Consider the following 15,807-nt stretch of genomic DNA (forward strand, 5'->3'; position numbering starts at 1 on the left):
ATCACCCGCACCTCATATGAGTATGTGGCAAACCCTTTAGGCTTCACGCTTTTGGAGGACACACCATGCGCCGCCTACTGCTCGTTCCGATGCTGCTCTGCCTGCCCCTTGGTTCGGCCATGGCCGATGTCGACGCCGGCGATGTCGCGACCTCAGCCGGGGTTTCCGCCTCGCTGTATTCGACCTTCAAGGACCACAAACTGGTGGTCCCCGCCCGCGATGACCTCTCCAGCTTCGTCGCCAGCGGCGGCACCATCCGCGGCGCTTACCTGGAGTCGGTGCTCAAACAAATCCGCCAGGACAATCCGGGGTTGAATGCCACGGATGCAGAGTTGGCCGAAGCGTTGCTGATGCAGCCTGACGTTCAGTAATCGTCACGAGCAATGATCCTGTAGGAGCGAGCCTGCTCGCGAAAAACTTGAGGGCGCCGCGTGCATTCAGGATGCACGCGTAATCGTTGACGTTTTTCGCGAGCAGGCTCGCTCCTACACCACAAAAAGCCCCACACCTGAAAAAAAATGAACCCTGCCGCTGGCCATCGCCCTAACCCGATGACTATCAGGAGATTTTTCAGGAGGTAAGGCATGCAAATCGAATACCTGTGGATCGCCCTCGCGGCGCTGCTGTTGCTCGCCGAATTGTGGGCAATCAATCGAGTGGTGAAGAGCCAGGGCAAGGCCAGCAACAAAGGCGTGTGGATTGTTGCGATCGTGTTTGTGCCACTGATCGGGCTGGTGCTGTGGGCGCTGGCGGGGCCAAAACATATTGCCCATCAGCCCCAGGTTCGGCATTGATCGGCCATTCGGCACGCCCTGACACCGGGTTTCAGACAACTAACCCGACGCTTATAGTTCGCCCCGTCGCTGACAGCCGTCGGCGATAGGGCAGTTATACGCGTGAGACCTTTAAGGTCTGCCGGGGTTTAGTGTTAATCGTCCGGTCTGCGAACTCGCGTGTAACTGCCGCCCTGCCTTGCAAGGAGCAGGAGGAAAGCCCATCCAATACCTTCAGAAGTTCGCCGGCGTGTTCGCGCTAATGATTTCCGCTTCATCCGCACCAATGTTGCGGAAGCGGTGCGGCAGGGTCGTCGGGAAGTAGTAGCCATCACCGGCGTTCAGCACACTAACCTGACCATCGACAGTCAACTCCACCGTACCTCGGGTTACCAATCCGCACTCCTCACCTTCGGCATGCACGATCGGCTCTTCACCGGAGCTGGCGCCGGGGGCGTATTGTTCGCGCAGCAGGCGCATCTGCCGGCTGGGCACCGAGGCGCCGATCAGCAGCAGGCGCAGGCCGTGGCGGCCGAGGTCGGGTTGCTCGTTGGCGCGGAAAATGTATTGGTGTTCGCGGGGTGGCTGGTCGAAGGTGAAGAAGTCCGCCAACGACATGGGGATGCCTTCCAGCAGTTTCTTCAACGAACTGACGGAAGGGCTGACCCGATTCTGCTCGATCAGGGAAATGGTGGCATTGGTGACGCCGCTACGCCGGGCCAGCTCGCGCTGGGAGAGTTTGTAGCTTTCGCGTACTAATTTGAGTCGAGAGCCCGTGTCCATGACAGCCTTATGTGAGAAAAACTTAAGGGTGGTGCGAGTGGATGGCGGGCGACCGGTGTCGCGAAAATCGCCGCTCCTCTGTCCCGAAGACGTGAAAGGCGGCTATTAAATCACGTTTGTTCCCGCAGCTCAGTAGCTTCGATAAACGGTGACGCAAATGCAGACTCCCCCGCAGTGCGGCCGGTTGCGCCGCGCCTGCGAGGGCTGTGTCGATCATGCCGCAATCAGATGCCGAAACGGTCACGCATGGCGTAATACACCGCGCCCATCGCCGTCAGCGGCGCCTGGAAGGTGCGCCCGCCGAACATCGGCATGTGCGGCAGGGAGGCGAACGCGTCGAAGCGCTCGGCATCGCCGCGGATCATTTCCGAGATCAGCTTGCCGGCCAGGTGCGAACAGGTCACGCCGTGGCCACTGTAGCCTTGCATGTAGTAGGCGTTTTTCTCAATTCGACCGAATTGCGGCATGCGCGACATGGTCAGCAGGAAGTTGCCGGTCCAGCGGTAGTCGATCTTCACGTCCTTCAGTTGCGGGAAGGTCTTGAGGATTTTCGGCTTGATCAGCTGTTCGATGTCATCCGGTTCGCGCGCACCGTAGACCACGCCACCGCCGTACAGCAGGCGGTTGTCGGCGGTCAGGCGGTAGTAGTCGAGCAGGTAGTTGCAGTCCTCGACGCAGTAGTTGTTGCTGATCAGGCTTCTGGCGACTTTTTCCGACAACGGCTCGGTGACCACAATCTGCGAACCGCACGGCATGCTTTTGCGCGTCACACGGTTGTCGAGGTCTTGCGGCAGGTAGGCGTTGCCGGCGATCAGCAGGTACTTGGCGCGCACCACACCTTTGGCAGTACGAACCACGATCGGCTCGCCGTAGGTGATTTCCACCGCTGCCGATTGTTCGTAGATTTTACCGCCCAGGCTGAGTATCGCTGCGGCTTCGCCCAACGCCAGGTTCAGCGGGTGGACGTGACCACCCTGCATGTCCAGCAGGCCGCCGACGTAGTTCTTGGTGCCGACTTCCCTGGCGATTTCCGCCGCATCCAGCAAGCGCAAGTTGTGGTTGCCGTAACGCTCCCAGCCGCTTTTCTGCTCGGCCAGACCCTTGAGTTGTTTCTTGTTCAGCGCGGCGAAAATGCCACCGGGCTTGTAGTCGCACTTGATGTCGTACTGCTTGATCCGCGAGCGGATGATGTCCGCGCCTTCGAAGATCATGCTGCCGAGGACTTCGGCGGTCTTTTCGCCGTAGCGCTGCTCGATCACATCGACGTCGCGGCTGTAGGAGTTGACCAGTTGACCACCGTTGCGCCCGCTGGCGCCGTAGCCGACCTTGGCGGCTTCCAGCACAGTGACGCTGTAGCCGGCTTCGCTCAAGAACAGCGCCGAGGACAGACCGGTATAGCCAGCGCCGATCACACAGACGTCGCACTCGACCAGTTCTTCAAGCACCGGGAAGTCGATGACTTCGTTGCGGGTAGCGGCGTAGTAGCTGTTTACGTGTTTTTGCATGATTGAATTCCCGAGCGTCGGCACGCTGCTGCCTGCCGCCGCTGCTGTGAACATAGTTAGAGCTTGATCCAAGTGGCCTTGAGCTCGGTGTACTTGTCGAAGGCATGCAACGACTTGTCGCGACCGTTACCCGATTGCTTGAACCCGCCGAATGGCGCGGTCATGTCGCCGCCGTCGTACTGGTTGACCCAGACACTGCCGGCGCGCAGGCCACGGGCGAAGGTGTGGGCCTTGCTCAGGTTGCTGGTCCAGACCCCGGCGGCCAGGCCGAAGATGCTGTCGTTGGCAATCGCCAGGGCTTCTTCTGTGGTGTCGAAGCTGATCAGCGACAGCACCGGGCCGAAGATCTCCTCGCGGGCGATGGTCATGGCGTTGCTCACGCCGTCGAAAATCGCCGGCTCGACGTACAAGCCCCCCGTGTCTTCGAGAGTGCGCTGACCGCCGGCGATCAGCTCGGCGCCCTGCTCCTTGCCGATCTCGATGTAGCGCAGCACGTTGTCCAGTTGACGCTGGTCGACAAGCGCGCCGACGGTGCTCGCCGGATCCAACGCGTGCCCTGGTTTCCACGCTTGCAGAGCCTCGACCAACAGCGGGATGAACTGCTCGCGGATCGAGCGTTCCACCAGCAGCCGCGAGCCGGCGGTGCAGACTTCTCCCTGGTTAAAGGCAATGCCGCTAGCGGCTGCCTGGGCCGCCACGCGCAGGTCCGGCGCGTCGGCGAACACCACGTGCGGGCTCTTGCCGCCCGCTTCCAGCCAGACCCGTTTCATGTTGCTCTGCCCGGCGTAGATCAGCAGTTGCTTGGCGATCGCCGTCGAACCGGTGAAGGCCAGCACGTCGACGTCCATGTGCAACGCCAGCGCCTTGCCCACGGTGTGGCCGTAGCCCGGCAGGACGTTGAACACGCCCTTGGGAATGCCGGCTTCCAGGGCCAACTGAGCGATGCGGATCGCGGTCAGCGGCGACTTTTCCGAAGGCTTGAGGATGAACGAGTTGCCCGCTGCCAATGCCGGGGCGAATTTCCAGCTGGCCATGATCAGCGGGAAGTTCCACGGCACGATGGCCGCGACCACGCCGGCGGGTTCGCGCGTGACCAGGCCCAGTTGATCGTGGGGGGTGGCGGCAACTTCGTCGTAAATTTTGTCGATGGCTTCGGCGGTCCAGCGGATCGCGTTGGCGGTCGCGGGAATGTCGACGTTCATCGAATCGCTGATTGGCTTGCCCATGTCCAGGGTTTCCAGCAGCGCCAGTTCTTCGCGGTGGGCGAGGATCAGGTCGGCGAAGCGGATCAGGGTGCGCTTGCGCTCGGCCGGTGCCAGCTTGGCCCAGACGCCGGATTCGAATGTCTGGCGCGCGACGGCGACGGCGGCATTGGCGTCGGCTTCGTCGGTGCTGGCGACATTGGCCAGGAAGCGGCCGTCGACCGGGCTGATGCATTCAAAGGTCGCACCGCTTGCCGCTGCGCAGTATTGGCCGTCGATGAAGGCACGGCTTTCGATCGTGAGGGACTGGAAGCGTTGTTCCCAGTCGCTGCGGGTCATGGTCATGAGAGTGACTCACACAGAGAAAGTAGTGGACGAATCCCTGTAGGAGCGAGCCTGCTCGCGATGGCGGCGGACCAGCTACATTGATGGTGGCTGACCGGGCCTCATCGCGAGCAGGCTCGCTCCTACAGGTGATCGGTGGGGTTCGTCTTAGACGGTATGCAAGTACCAGTTGTACTCAAGGTCGGAGATGGAGTTCTCGAACTCGGCCAACTCGCTTTCCTTGCACGCGACGAACACGTCGATGTACAGCGGGTCGATGTACTTGGCCATGACCTCGCTGTCGTCCAGCACCCGCAGGGCATCGCGCAGGTTGTTCGGCAGGCTCTGCTCGTTCTGCTCGTAGCTGTTGCCTTCGACCGGCGCCCCCGGCTCGATCTTGTTGGTCAGGCCATGGTGAACGCCAGCCAGGACCGAGGCCATCAACAGGTACGGGTTGGCATCGGCACCGGCCACCCGGTGTTCAATGCGCACGGCATCCGCCGAACCGGTGGGCACGCGTACGGCCACGGTACGGTTGTCGATGCCCCAGCTCGGCGAGTTCGGCACGTAGAACTGCGCGCCGAAACGGCGGTAGGAGTTGACGTTCGGGCAGAGGAAGGCCATCTGCGCCGGCAGGGTCTCGAGCACACCACCGATGGCGTGACGCAACGAAGCGTTCTGCTCGGGATCTTCGCTGGCGAAGATGTTGTTGCCTTCTTTATCCAGAATCGAAATGTGCACGTGCAGACCGTTGCCCGCCTGACCCGGGTACGGCTTGGCCATGAAGGTGGTGTCCATTTCATGGTCGTAGGCGATGTTTTTCACCAGGCGCTTGAGCAGGACCGCGTAGTCGCAGGCTTTGATCGGGTCGGCGACGTGATGCAGGTTGACTTCGAACTGCGCCGGGGCGCTTTCCTTGACGATGGCGTCAGCGGGAATGCCCTGCTCTTTCGCACCTTCGAGGATGTCCTGCAGGCAGTCGACGTATTCGTCGAGGTCGTCGATCAGGTACACCTGGGTCGACATCGGACGCTTGCCCGACACCGGCGAACGTGGCGATTGCGGACGACCGTTCACGTTGTCCTGGTCGATCAGGTAGAACTCCAGCTCGAACGCGGCGCAGATGGTCAGGCCCAGGTCATCGAACTTGCGCACGATGTTGGCCAGCACTTCCCGTGGGTCGGCAAAGAATGGCTGGCCTTCGATTTCGTGCATGGTCATCAGCAATTGCGCGGTCGGGCGCTTCTGCCAGGGCTCGATGCTCAGGGTGCCAGGGATCGGGTAGCAGATCCGGTCGGCGTCGCCGATATCCAGGCCCAGGCCGGTGCTTTCCACCGTAGAGCCATTGATGTCCAGGGCAAAGAGCGAGGCCGGCAGGTTGATGCCTTTCTCATAAACCTTATGAAGACTGGTGCGCTCGATGCGCTTGCCGCGCACCACACCGTTCATATCCGCAATCAGAAGGTCGACGTACAAAACCTCAGGATATTTCTTAAGGAATGCGTTTGCTTCGTTGAGTTGAACGGCACGCAGAGGGACCGACATGATGCACCTATTAGCTGTTAATTATTATGTTCACTTCACTTTCTGGAGCTCAGTCAATCCGAAAGACAATGTGAAGTCAAGCAGGGGCTATCGGTGGTTTTTGTTGATTTTATTGGTCATAACAGCCACTCATCGTCGAAAAACCTTCAGCAAACCCGCAGCGGATCAGGGTTCCGACCCTCTAGCCGTTTAGAATTATTTACATGAGAGTTGTTAAAAAAAATCAACGAGGCTAAGCTCTGGAAAAGCTCGTTCAAGTGTCAAACTTCGAGGTGATAAAAATGGCATTCAAGCCATTGATCGGCGTTACTGCGTGCGTCAATCAGATTGGCCTGCACCCCTACCATGTCAGCGGCGACAAGTACTTGCGTGCTGTCAGCGTCGCGGCTTTGGGGCTGCCGGTGATCATTCCTTCCCTGGCCGAACTGACTGAAATCGATGACCTGCTGCCGCAGCTCGATGGTCTGCTACTGACCGGCTCGCCCTCGAACGTGGAACCCTTCCACTATCAAGGCCCCGCCAGCGCCCCCGGCACCGAACACGATCCACAACGGGACAGCACGACCCTGCCGTTGATCCGCGCGGCCGTGGCGGCCGGTATTCCAGTGCTGGGCATTTGCCGTGGCTTCCAGGAAATGAACGTGGCGTTCGGTGGCAGCCTGCATCAGAAGGTTCATGAGCTGCCGGGCTACCTCGATCATCGCGAAGCCAATCATCCGGACCTGGCGGTGCAGTACGCACCGGCGCACCCGGTCAATGTGCTGGCGGGCGGGGTATTCGAAGCCCTCGACCTGCCGCCGGTGTTCCAGGTCAATTCGATTCACAGCCAGGGCATCGACCGCCTGGCACCAGGCCTGCGCAGCGAAGCCGTCGCGCCCGATGGCTTGATCGAGGCGATTTCCGTCGAACACAGCAAGGCCTTCGCCCTCGGCGTGCAATGGCACCCAGAGTGGCAGGTCCTGGCCAACCCTCCCTATCTGAGAATTTTCCAGGCCTTTGGTGACGCGTGCCGGCAACGGGCCGCACAACGCAACGCGCGCTGACTTAAAAACCCGAACCAACGATTTACTGCCCCCACGAGCCAGGCGGGCCGCTTTTGCGCGTCTGCCGCTCGTGACAGCAACACCCTGCGATAACAACAAGCACTACCAGGCAGCCAGGACGGCGGCGCCGAATAAACCCGGCAGATGCACGCTGGGTTTGCAATCAACTATTAAGTCAGGCCGCGTTGGCCCGGCGACTGAAACCTGTTGGGAGTTTCACATGGCAAACGCCTCCAGCACTTACAGGAAGGCTCTTGAGGGTCACCAGCAACCGAAAAAGGTTCTGGTGAAAGTCGATCGCGTCACCAAGAAATTCGACGAGACCACGGCGGTGGACGATGTGTCCCTGGAAATCCATCAGGGCGAAATCTTCGCCCTGCTCGGTGGTTCCGGCTCCGGCAAATCGACCCTGCTGCGCATGCTCGCCGGCTTCGAGCGTCCTACTGAAGGGCGGATCCTGCTCGACGGCGTGGACATCACCGACATGCCGCCGTACGAACGGCCGATCAACATGATGTTCCAGTCCTACGCGCTGTTCCCGCACATGACCGTCGCGCAGAACATCGCCTTCGGCCTCAAGCAGGACCGTTTGCCCGCCGCTGAAATCGATGCCCGTGTTGAAGAAATGCTGCGCCTGGTGCACATGACCCAGTACGCCAAGCGCCGCCCCCATCAGTTGTCCGGCGGCCAGCGCCAGCGTGTGGCCCTGGCCCGCTCCCTGGCCAAGCGCCCGAAGCTGCTGCTGCTCGACGAACCGATGGGTGCGCTCGATAAAAAGCTGCGTTCGCAGATGCAACTGGAACTGGTGGAGATCATCGAGCGTGTCGGCGTGACCTGCGTGATGGTGACCCACGACCAGGAAGAAGCCATGACCATGGCCGAGCGCATCGCGATCATGCACCTGGGCTGGATCGCCCAGATCGGCAGCCCGGTGGACATCTATGAAGCGCCGGTCAGCCGCATGGTCTGCGAATTCATCGGCAACGTGAATGCCTTCGACGGCACCGTGGTCGAAGACCTCGAAGGCCACGCGATCATCCACAGTCCGGACCTTGAGCAGAAGATCTACGTCGGTCACGGCGTCAGCACTTCGGTGCAGGACAAGTCGATCACCTACGCGATCCGCCCGGAAAAAATGCTCGTCAGCACCCTCAAACCCGAGACCCCGTACAACTGGTCCCAGGGCAAGGTGCATGACATCGCCTATCTAGGCGGCCACTCGGTGTTCTACGTCGAGCTGCCCGGCGGCAAGATTGTCCAGTCGTTCATGGCCAACGCCGAACGCCGTGGCGCCCGCCCGACCTGGGACGATCAGGTGTACGTCTGGTGGGAAGATGACAGCGGCGTGGTACTGCGCGCATGAATACCCTCACTCAGCAGTTCCAGCGGTTTTTGCCGAGCGGCCGCAAGGTCGTGATCGGTATTCCATTCCTGTGGCTGTTTCTGTTCTTCATGCTGCCGTTTTTCCTGGTGATGAAGATCAGCTTCTCCGAAGCCGCCCTGGCCATTCCGCCCTACTCCGAGATCTACAGTTTCGCCGAGCAGAAATTCCAGCTGCTGTTGAACATCGGCAACTACGCCATGCTCGGCGAGGACGAGCTGTATCTGTCGGCCTACCTCGGTTCGCTGAAGGTTGCGACGCTGAGCACCCTGATGTGCCTGGTGATCGGTTTCCCGATGGCCTACGCGATCACCAAGGCCAGCAAGGAAGCGCAAAACGTCCTGCTGCTGTTGATCATGATGCCGACCTGGACCGCGATTCTGATCCGCGTCTATGCGTGGATGGGCATCCTCAGCAACAACGGCCTGCTCAATGGTTTTCTGATGTGGAGCGGGCTGACCGATCACCCGATCGAAATCCTCAACACCAACACTGCGGTGTACATCGGCGTGGTCTACGCCTACCTGCCGTTCATGGTGCTGCCGCTGTACGCCAACCTGGTCAAGCACGATGGCAGCCTGCTGGAAGCGGCGTCGGACCTCGGTTCGAGTACCTTCAACAGCTTCTGGAAAATCACCGTGCCGCTGGCCAAGAACGGGATCATCGCCGGCTGCATGCTGGTGTTCATTCCGGTGGTCGGCGAGTTCGTGATTCCGGAACTGCTGGGTGGCCCGGAGACGCTGATGATCGGTCGCGTGCTGTGGCAAGAGTTCTTCAATAACCGCGACTGGCCGGTGGCGTCCGCCCTGGCGGTGGTGATGCTGTTGATCCTGATTGTGCCGATTCTGCTGTTCAACCGCAGCCAGGCCAAAGAGATGGAGGCACGAGGATGAAACGCTTCGGATTTGCAAAATTCATGTTGATCTTCGGCCTGACGTTTATCTATCTGCCGATGCTGATCCTGGTGATCTACTCGTTCAACGCCTCCAAGCTGGTGACGGTGTGGGGCGGCTGGTCGGTGAAGTGGTACGCCGGGCTGCTGGATAACTCGCAACTGATGGGCTCAGTCGTGCGCTCGCTGGAAATCGCCTGCTACACCGCGATTGCCGCCGTGGCGCTGGGCACACTGGCTGCGTTCGTGCTGACCCGGGTCACCCGCTTCAAGGGTCGCACCCTGTTCGGCGGCCTGGTCACCGCACCGCTGGTGATGCCGGAAGTGATCACTGGTCTGTCGTTGCTGTTGCTGTTCGTGGCCATGGCGCAATTGATCGGTTGGCCGATGGAGCGTGGCATCGTCACCATCTGGATTGCCCACACGACATTTTGTGCCGCCTACGTGGCAGTGGTAGTCTCCGCCCGCCTGCGCGAGCTGGACCTGTCGATCGAGGAAGCCGCCATGGACCTCGGCGCCAAGCCGTTCAAGGTGTTCTTCCTGATTACCATCCCGATGATTGCGCCCTCGTTGGCTGCGGGCGGCATGATGTCGTTCGCCTTGTCGCTGGATGACCTGGTGCTCGCCAGCTTCGTTTCCGGGCCAGGCTCCACCACCCTGCCGATGGAGGTGTTCTCGGCGGTGCGCCTGGGCGTGAAGCCAGAGATCAACGCGGTGGCCAGCCTGATTCTATTGGCGGTGTCGCTGGTGACCTTCCTCGTCTGGTATTTCGGCCGCCGTGCCGAAGCCAGCCGCAAGCGGGCGATCCAGGAAGCCATGGAGCAGACGGCGAATGAGTCGTGGCGGCAACCCGCAACGGCCTGAACAATCCCCTGACCCTGTAGGAGCGAGCGCCCGCTTGCGGCTTGCTCGCGAAGAACCTGAGACCGCCACGGAGTGTCAGGTTACGCGCGACGTCGTTAACGACCTTCGCTAGCAAGCCGCTAGCTCCTACACATTTTTGACCCTGTGGTTTGAATAAAAAAAGAACTGGAGTTGTACCGATGAAAATGTTTGGCAGAACGCTGCTGACACTGTCCCTGTTGGGCGCAATCGCCACCGGCGCCCAGGCCAATGACAAGGTTCTGCGTGTGTACAACTGGTCCGATTACATCGCCCCGGACACCCTCAAGAAGTTCGAGGACGAGACCGGGGTCAGCGTCACCTACGACGTCTTCGACAGCAACGAAACCCTCGAGGCGCGGCTGCTGGCCGGCAAGTCCGGGTACGACATTGTCGTGCCGTCCAACAGTTTCCTGGCCAAGCAGATCAAGGCCGGGGTCTATCAGCCGCTGGACAAGTCGAAGCTGTCGAACTGGAAAAACCTCAACCCGGTGCTGCTGAAAAACGCCTCCGCCAGCGACCCGGACAACGCCCACGCCTTCCCCTACATGTGGGGCTCGATCGGCATCGGCTACAACCCGGCCAAGGTCAAGGACGTGCTGGGCAGCGATGCGCCGGTGAACTCCTGGGACCTGCTGTTCAAGCCGGAAAACGCGGAAAAACTCAAGGCCTGCGGTATCAGCTTCCTCGACTCGCCGACCGAAATGCTTCCAGCCGCCCTGCACTACCTGGGCTACCCGGTGAACAGCAAGGACAAGGCACAGATCGCCGAGGCCGAAGCCCTGTTCATGAAGATTCGCCCCTCGGTGGCGTACTTCCACTCATCCAAATACATCTCTGACCTGGCCAACGGCAACATCTGCGTGGCGGTCGGCTATTCCGGCGACGTCCTGCAGGCCAAAGCCCGCGCCCAGGAAGCCGGGGGCAAGGTCAAGGTCGAGTACAGCATTCCCAAGGAAGGCGCCGGCAGCTTCTACGACATGGTGGCGATTCCCAAGGACGCGGCCAACGTCGACAACGCCTACCTGTTCATGAACTTCCTGATGCGTCCGGAAATCATGGCCGAGATCACCAACAGCGTTGGCTACAGCAACGCCAACTCGGCCGCGACGCCGCTGGTGGACGAGGCGATTCGCAACGAGCCGGGGTCGTACCCGCCGGAAGCCGTGATGGCCACGCTTTACGCGGTGCCGGACGTGCCCATCACTACGCAGCGAATCATGACCCGCGGCTGGACCCGGGTAAAACTCGGCAAGTAAATCCACCACGCCCGTCGGGGGCGTGGTTTGCACCACCGTTCGGGCAGCGTACCAGCGCTGCGGCAACCTGAACGGAGACTCACCGGGCTCCCTCGGTCACGGTGATTCGAACGTCCCTGGGTTGCTGTCTGGCGGTTGTGCATTGCATGACGGCCAGGCCGCGGCCCCGGGGCGTTTTTTTGCTTTCTAGAACAAGCCCAATTGCCCACCGACCAGGGTGCTGAAGTCGTCATCGACAAACGGCAAGATCGCGTCCGCCACCGGCTGTAGCTGACGGCTGAGGTAATGCTCGTAGTCGATGGCGGCGTTGCGCGTTTCCAACGGTTCAGGTCCGGCGACGGTAATCAGGTAACTGATCCAGCCGCCGCGCTGATACTGCAGCGGTCGCCCCTGCCGGGCGTTGTACTCGTCGGCCATCCGCGCGGCCCGCACATGCGGCGGCACGTTACGCTCGTAGTCATCCAGGCGCCGACGCAGGCGCTTGCGATAGATCAGCAACTCGTCATGTTCACCCGCCAGGGTAGTGCGCACGAATTCACGTACGTAGTCCTGATAGGGCCGGCGATGGAATATCCGCAGGTAGAGCTCCTGCTGGAACTGCCGGGCCAGTGGCGACCAGTCGGTGCGCACCGTTTCCAGGCCCTTGTAGACCATTTCCTCGCTGCCATCGTCGCGCATCACCAGGCCGGCATAGCGTTTCTTGCTGCCCTCCTCGGCACCGCGGATGGTCGGCATCAGGAAGCGCCGGAAGTGGGTTTCGTACTGCAACTCCAGCACACTGTGCAAACCGAACTCGGCCAGCAGGTGCTCGCGCCACCACTGATTGACGTGCGCCACCAGGGCACGGCCGATCTGCGCCGCTTCTTCCTGGCCGTGGGGGCGACGCAGCCAGACGAAAGTCGAGTCGGTGTCACCGTAGATCACCGCATGCCCCTGGGCCTCGATCAACTGCCGGGTGCGCTGCATGATTTCGTGCCCGCGCAGGGTGATCGAGGACGCCAGGCGCGTGTCGAAAAAACGGCAGCCGCTGGAACCGAGTACACCGTAAAACGCATTCATGATGATCTTCAGCGCCTGGGACAACGGCGCGTTGTGCTCGCGCTTGGCCACTTCGCGACCTTCGGAAACCCGAGCCACAATAGCCGGCAGACAATGTCGACTGCGGGAGAAACGCGCGCCGCGAAAGCCCGGTACTGAGTCACTGTCGGCGGGATGGCGCAAGCCCTCTATCAGACCTACTGGGTCGATGAGAAAGGTGCGGATGATCGAGGGGTACAGGCTCTTGTAATCGAGCACCAGCACTGACTCGTACAGGCCCGGTTTCGAGTCCATGACAAATCCCCCGGGGCTGGCCTGGGGCGGGCGTTCGCCCTGGTTCGGCGCGACAAAGCCCTGGCGATGCATCAGCGGCATGTACAGGTGAGTGAACGCTGCCACCGAGCCGCCGCTGCGATCGGCCGGCAAACCAGTGACGCTGGCGCGCTCGAGCAGGAAGGTGAGCAGTTCGGTCTTGGCGAAGATCCGCGTGACCAACTCACAGTCCTTGAGGTTGTAGCGCGCCAGGGCCGGCTTGTCCTCGGCAAACATGCGGTTGATTTCATCCATGCGCTGGTAAGGGTTGTCGATCGACTTGCCTTCACCGAGCAGGGTTTGCGCGACGCTCTCGAGACTGAACGAGGGAAAGCTCCAGGTGGCCGATCGCAGCGACTCGATGCCATCGATAATCAGCCGACCGGCCGCTGAAGCAAAAAAGTGATTGTTGCCCGAACCATGTTCACGCCATTGCATTTCCTCCGCCCCACGGCCCAGGCGCAACGGCACCGCCAAGCGACGCGCATGCTCGTGCAGTACCCGCAGGTCGAACTGCACCAGGTTCCAGCCGATGATGGCGTCCGGATCGTGCTCGGCGAACCACTGGTTGAGTTTTTTCAGCAGCGTGGCACGGGAGTCGCAGTACTCCAGGTCGAAGTCCACGTTCTGGTCATCGCCATTGGCGGCGCCAAGCATGTACACCTGGCGCTGGCCGCAGCCTTCGAGGGCAATCGAATACAACTCGCCCTGCTCGGTGGTCTCGATGTCCAGCGAGACCAGTTTCAGGCGTGGACGATAGTCGGGAGCAGGCTTGAGGTGGGCATCGACCAGCACGCCCTCGGCGTCGGGCGTACCGCGAAAAGTCACGGGGGCGGTGATGAAACGCTCCATCAGGTAGCGCTCGGGTGGGCGGATGTCCGCTTCGAAGATGTCGATGCCGGCGCGGCGCAGTACACCTTCCAAGTGCATCAATTGCCGGTGCTGCTGGCAATAGAGACCGAACACCGGGCGATGCTGGAAATCCTGCAGCCCCAGAGGACGCAGTTCGACACCCGCCTCCTCGCGCACCAACGCCTCGGTTTGTGCGCGAAATTGCTCGGGGATGAACGCCACCGACGGTTGCACGGGTAGGCGCACGCGCCGAGGACCAGAATCGGTAGCCAGCCAGAACTCGACGAGCGTGCCGGCCGGGGTGTCGCGCCAATGCCGGGTCAGGACAAAGCCCTGCTGTGAATCCACCACTGCTACCTCGAAGATGATCTAAGGGTGATTCTACCCGTCATTGAGGCATGAGGTTGCCTTTGCATGTCTTGCGCAAGGGATTGTAGGACAAGGTGAAATCCGCTCTGTCACAGCCTCTAGTTATTTTTGTAGTGAATGAAATATTTCACTACAAAACCGTTGACGAGCGGTTTTTCACCTTGCATGATGCAGCCATCTCCCCGATCGGGAGTTCAGGCAAAAGTGTTGTGAAAAAGGCTCGACTGACCGCCGAGCTGTTCCCGGATGTGTACTGCCCACAAGGCAGATTGATGAAGCTGACCTGGCAAGGGCGTCCACTACTCGGGCGAGAAACGCCGGCGATCAATCCTCAAGATGCTTGTGGCCGAGCTGGCAAGAGTCGGTAGCAACTTCCAGGCAATCGCTGTTTCTCCCCGCTGTGCCGCCAGTGCGTAGCAGTTTCTCGGCAAGACTACATGCATCCATCCAAGGCCCTGCCGATATTCGGCAGACAACCACTGTCGCCCTGGTTTCGGTACCAGATATCAACTTACCGAATTAGAGAAGTGAACGTGCGGATCAACTAGACAGATCAAACATTGGTCAAGGGGCTTTAACATGAATCTGAACAACCAACCGACTATCGATCAACTGGCTCGTATCATTGCCGCTCAGAAAGACACCCATGACAGTCATATCCTGTGGGTTGCCGAGTCTGGCCAGGTACACATTGACTGCCTGTCGCCCCACGCCCATGAAGACGATTTCGAAAAGAACACCCGTGAGTTGCGCGCCCGGATGAAGATGTTCCGCCGTGGCCAGGGTTATGTCGGTAAAAAAGCCGCCGCCGACAAAGACTTCGTTGGCCGGGTCCTGGCGACCCTGACCCAGGAATGGCAGAACCTGCAGGCCAAGCCTGAAGTGCGCGTCATCGACCGCTACTGCTGAGTTGCCTCGCAGAGCCGCTGATGACCTGAGAGGGTGATCAGCGGCTTTTTTGTGGCCGTCGACTTTACAGTGACGTTATCGAATGCGATTGACGCCGCTTTGCCTACTTGCTCAGTGGGCTGGCGTCGAGGATGCTGTACTCATGCCCGGGCGCCTGGCGCCTGCTAACAATGACAACACTGCAGAGGCTCCTCCATGAAAACCGTCGCGCAACTGCTCAAGCTGAAAGCCGAGCAAGAGGTTCATACCATCAAGGCCGATCAGTCGGTATTCGAAGCACTGGTGGTGATGGCGGCGAAAAACGTCGGTGCCCTACCAGTTCTGAAGGAAGGGCAAATCGTTGGCATCATCAGCGAACGAGATTACGCGCGCAAACTGATACTCAAGGGTTTGTCATCCGTGGTGACCCCCGTCAGCGCGATCATGAATTCGCCGGTCATTACCGTTGACTCGCATCAGAACGTGCAGACCTGCATGAACATCATGACCGACAAACACCTGCGCCACTTGCCGGTGTTCGAAGATGGCAAGTTGCTGGGGCTGCTGTCGATTGGCGACCTGGTCAAGGAGTCCATTGCCGAGCAGGCCGAGTTGATCCAGCAATTGGAACAGTACATTCGCGGGGAGTGAATATCTCTCGGCATCACGAACTGCGCGCCTGCCTGGAAGGGGGAGCGCAGTTTTTCATTGATGCCCGCGCAATCCTCGAAACTTTGTATTTGCTATATCGCGAGGCAC

Annotated in this window: 14 protein-coding genes; 9 read left to right on the forward strand and 5 right to left on the reverse strand. The window is 60.4% G+C overall.

Annotated features, from left to right (window positions below; translation table 11 throughout):
* Window positions 1–65 precede the first annotated feature (65 nt).
* Entirely contained in the window at window positions 66–371 is a 306-nt protein-coding gene (locus KW062_RS20720) for a DUF2388 domain-containing protein (protein WP_027618081.1), read from the forward strand.
* Between the two features lie 213 nt (window positions 372–584).
* A complete protein-coding gene (locus KW062_RS20725; RefSeq protein WP_105754475.1) occupies window positions 585–794 on the forward strand; it encodes a PLD nuclease N-terminal domain-containing protein in 210 nt (69 codons plus the stop codon).
* A 213-nt stretch (window positions 795–1,007) separates the two neighbouring features.
* Here the strand turns inward: KW062_RS20725 and KW062_RS20730 are convergent, their stop codons facing one another.
* The 4 genes from KW062_RS20730 to KW062_RS20745 form a co-directional block, all read right to left on the reverse strand.
* Entirely contained in the window at window positions 1,008–1,556 is a 549-nt protein-coding gene (locus KW062_RS20730; protein WP_027618083.1) for a cupin domain-containing protein, read from the reverse strand.
* Between the two features lie 224 nt (window positions 1,557–1,780).
* On the reverse strand, window positions 1,781–3,064 hold the full coding sequence (locus KW062_RS20735) for an NAD(P)/FAD-dependent oxidoreductase (protein ID WP_027618084.1): 1,284 nt from the start codon (window positions 3,062–3,064) through the stop codon (window positions 1,781–1,783).
* 53 nt (window positions 3,065–3,117) lie between these two features.
* Window positions 3,118–4,608, reverse strand: coding sequence for an aldehyde dehydrogenase (locus KW062_RS20740; protein ID WP_105754474.1), 1,491 nt, complete (start codon window positions 4,606–4,608; stop codon window positions 3,118–3,120).
* 147 nt (window positions 4,609–4,755) lie between these two features.
* Window positions 4,756–6,132 carry a glutamine synthetase family protein gene (locus KW062_RS20745; protein ID WP_027618086.1) on the reverse strand — a complete coding sequence of 459 codons (1,377 nt, stop codon included), beginning with the start codon at window positions 6,130–6,132 and terminating at the stop codon, window positions 4,756–4,758.
* A gap of 281 nt (window positions 6,133–6,413) precedes the next feature.
* Here KW062_RS20745 and KW062_RS20750 point away from each other — a divergent pair, with 281 nt between their 5' ends.
* From KW062_RS20750 to KW062_RS20770, 5 genes are all read left to right on the forward strand, one after another.
* Window positions 6,414–7,175 (forward strand): gamma-glutamyl-gamma-aminobutyrate hydrolase family protein, encoded by a 762-nt coding sequence (locus KW062_RS20750; protein ID WP_105754473.1) that lies wholly within the window; start codon window positions 6,414–6,416, stop codon window positions 7,173–7,175.
* 220 nt (window positions 7,176–7,395) lie between these two features.
* On the forward strand, window positions 7,396–8,538 hold the full coding sequence (locus KW062_RS20755) for an ABC transporter ATP-binding protein (protein WP_027618088.1): 1,143 nt from the start codon (window positions 7,396–7,398) through the stop codon (window positions 8,536–8,538).
* Between the two features lie 29 nt (window positions 8,539–8,567).
* Window positions 8,568–9,449 carry an ABC transporter permease subunit gene (locus tag KW062_RS20760; protein ID WP_177433257.1) on the forward strand — a complete coding sequence of 294 codons (882 nt, stop codon included), beginning with the start codon at window positions 8,568–8,570 and terminating at the stop codon, window positions 9,447–9,449.
* Window positions 9,446–10,312 (forward strand): ABC transporter permease subunit, encoded by an 867-nt coding sequence (locus KW062_RS20765; RefSeq protein ID WP_027618090.1) that lies wholly within the window; start codon window positions 9,446–9,448, stop codon window positions 10,310–10,312. Before KW062_RS20760 ends, KW062_RS20765 begins: the two co-directional genes overlap by 4 nt.
* 179 nt (window positions 10,313–10,491) lie before the next feature.
* A complete protein-coding gene (locus tag KW062_RS20770; protein ID WP_027618091.1) occupies window positions 10,492–11,589 on the forward strand; it encodes a polyamine ABC transporter substrate-binding protein in 1,098 nt (365 codons plus the stop codon).
* A 186-nt stretch (window positions 11,590–11,775) separates the two neighbouring features.
* Here the strand turns inward: KW062_RS20770 and KW062_RS20775 are convergent, their stop codons facing one another.
* Window positions 11,776–14,139 carry a DNA polymerase II gene (locus KW062_RS20775; RefSeq protein WP_027618092.1) on the reverse strand — a complete coding sequence of 788 codons (2,364 nt, stop codon included), beginning with the start codon at window positions 14,137–14,139 and terminating at the stop codon, window positions 11,776–11,778.
* A 600-nt stretch (window positions 14,140–14,739) separates the two neighbouring features.
* On the opposite strand from KW062_RS20775, the gene KW062_RS20780 reads away from it, so the two are divergent.
* Complete coding sequence (locus KW062_RS20780; protein ID WP_027618093.1) at window positions 14,740–15,069, forward strand: hypothetical protein; 330 nt, start codon at window positions 14,740–14,742, stop codon at window positions 15,067–15,069.
* A 195-nt stretch (window positions 15,070–15,264) separates the two neighbouring features.
* Complete coding sequence (locus tag KW062_RS20785) at window positions 15,265–15,699, forward strand: CBS domain-containing protein (protein ID WP_027618094.1); 435 nt, start codon at window positions 15,265–15,267, stop codon at window positions 15,697–15,699.
* Window positions 15,700–15,807: the final 108 nt, after the last annotated feature.

Origin of the sequence: Pseudomonas fluorescens, from assembly GCF_019212185.1 — a bacterium.
Taxonomy (GTDB): domain Bacteria; phylum Pseudomonadota; class Gammaproteobacteria; order Pseudomonadales; family Pseudomonadaceae; genus Aquipseudomonas.

Bases quoted from the DNA above. Each gene is read 5' to 3' on its own strand.
- KW062_RS20720 (WP_027618081.1), top strand. From the start codon at position 66: ATGCGCCGCCTACTGCTCGTTCCGATGCTGCTCTGCCTGCCCCTTGGT.
- KW062_RS20725 (WP_105754475.1), top strand. From the start codon at position 585: ATGCAAATCGAATACCTGTGGATCGCCCTCGCGGCGCTGCTGTTGCTC.
- KW062_RS20730 (WP_027618083.1), bottom strand. From the start codon at position 1,556: ATGGACACGGGCTCTCGACTCAAATTAGTACGCGAAAGCTACAAACTC.
- KW062_RS20740 (WP_105754474.1), bottom strand. From the start codon at position 4,608: ATGACCATGACCCGCAGCGACTGGGAACAACGCTTCCAGTCCCTCACG.
- KW062_RS20745 (WP_027618086.1), bottom strand. From the start codon at position 6,132: ATGTCGGTCCCTCTGCGTGCCGTTCAACTCAACGAAGCAAACGCATTC.
- KW062_RS20750 (WP_105754473.1), top strand. From the start codon at position 6,414: ATGGCATTCAAGCCATTGATCGGCGTTACTGCGTGCGTCAATCAGATT.
- KW062_RS20755 (WP_027618088.1), top strand. From the start codon at position 7,396: ATGGCAAACGCCTCCAGCACTTACAGGAAGGCTCTTGAGGGTCACCAG.
- KW062_RS20765 (WP_027618090.1), top strand. From the start codon at position 9,446: ATGAAACGCTTCGGATTTGCAAAATTCATGTTGATCTTCGGCCTGACG.
- KW062_RS20770 (WP_027618091.1), top strand. From the start codon at position 10,492: ATGAAAATGTTTGGCAGAACGCTGCTGACACTGTCCCTGTTGGGCGCA.
- KW062_RS20780 (WP_027618093.1), top strand. From the start codon at position 14,740: ATGAATCTGAACAACCAACCGACTATCGATCAACTGGCTCGTATCATT.
- KW062_RS20785 (WP_027618094.1), top strand. From the start codon at position 15,265: ATGAAAACCGTCGCGCAACTGCTCAAGCTGAAAGCCGAGCAAGAGGTT.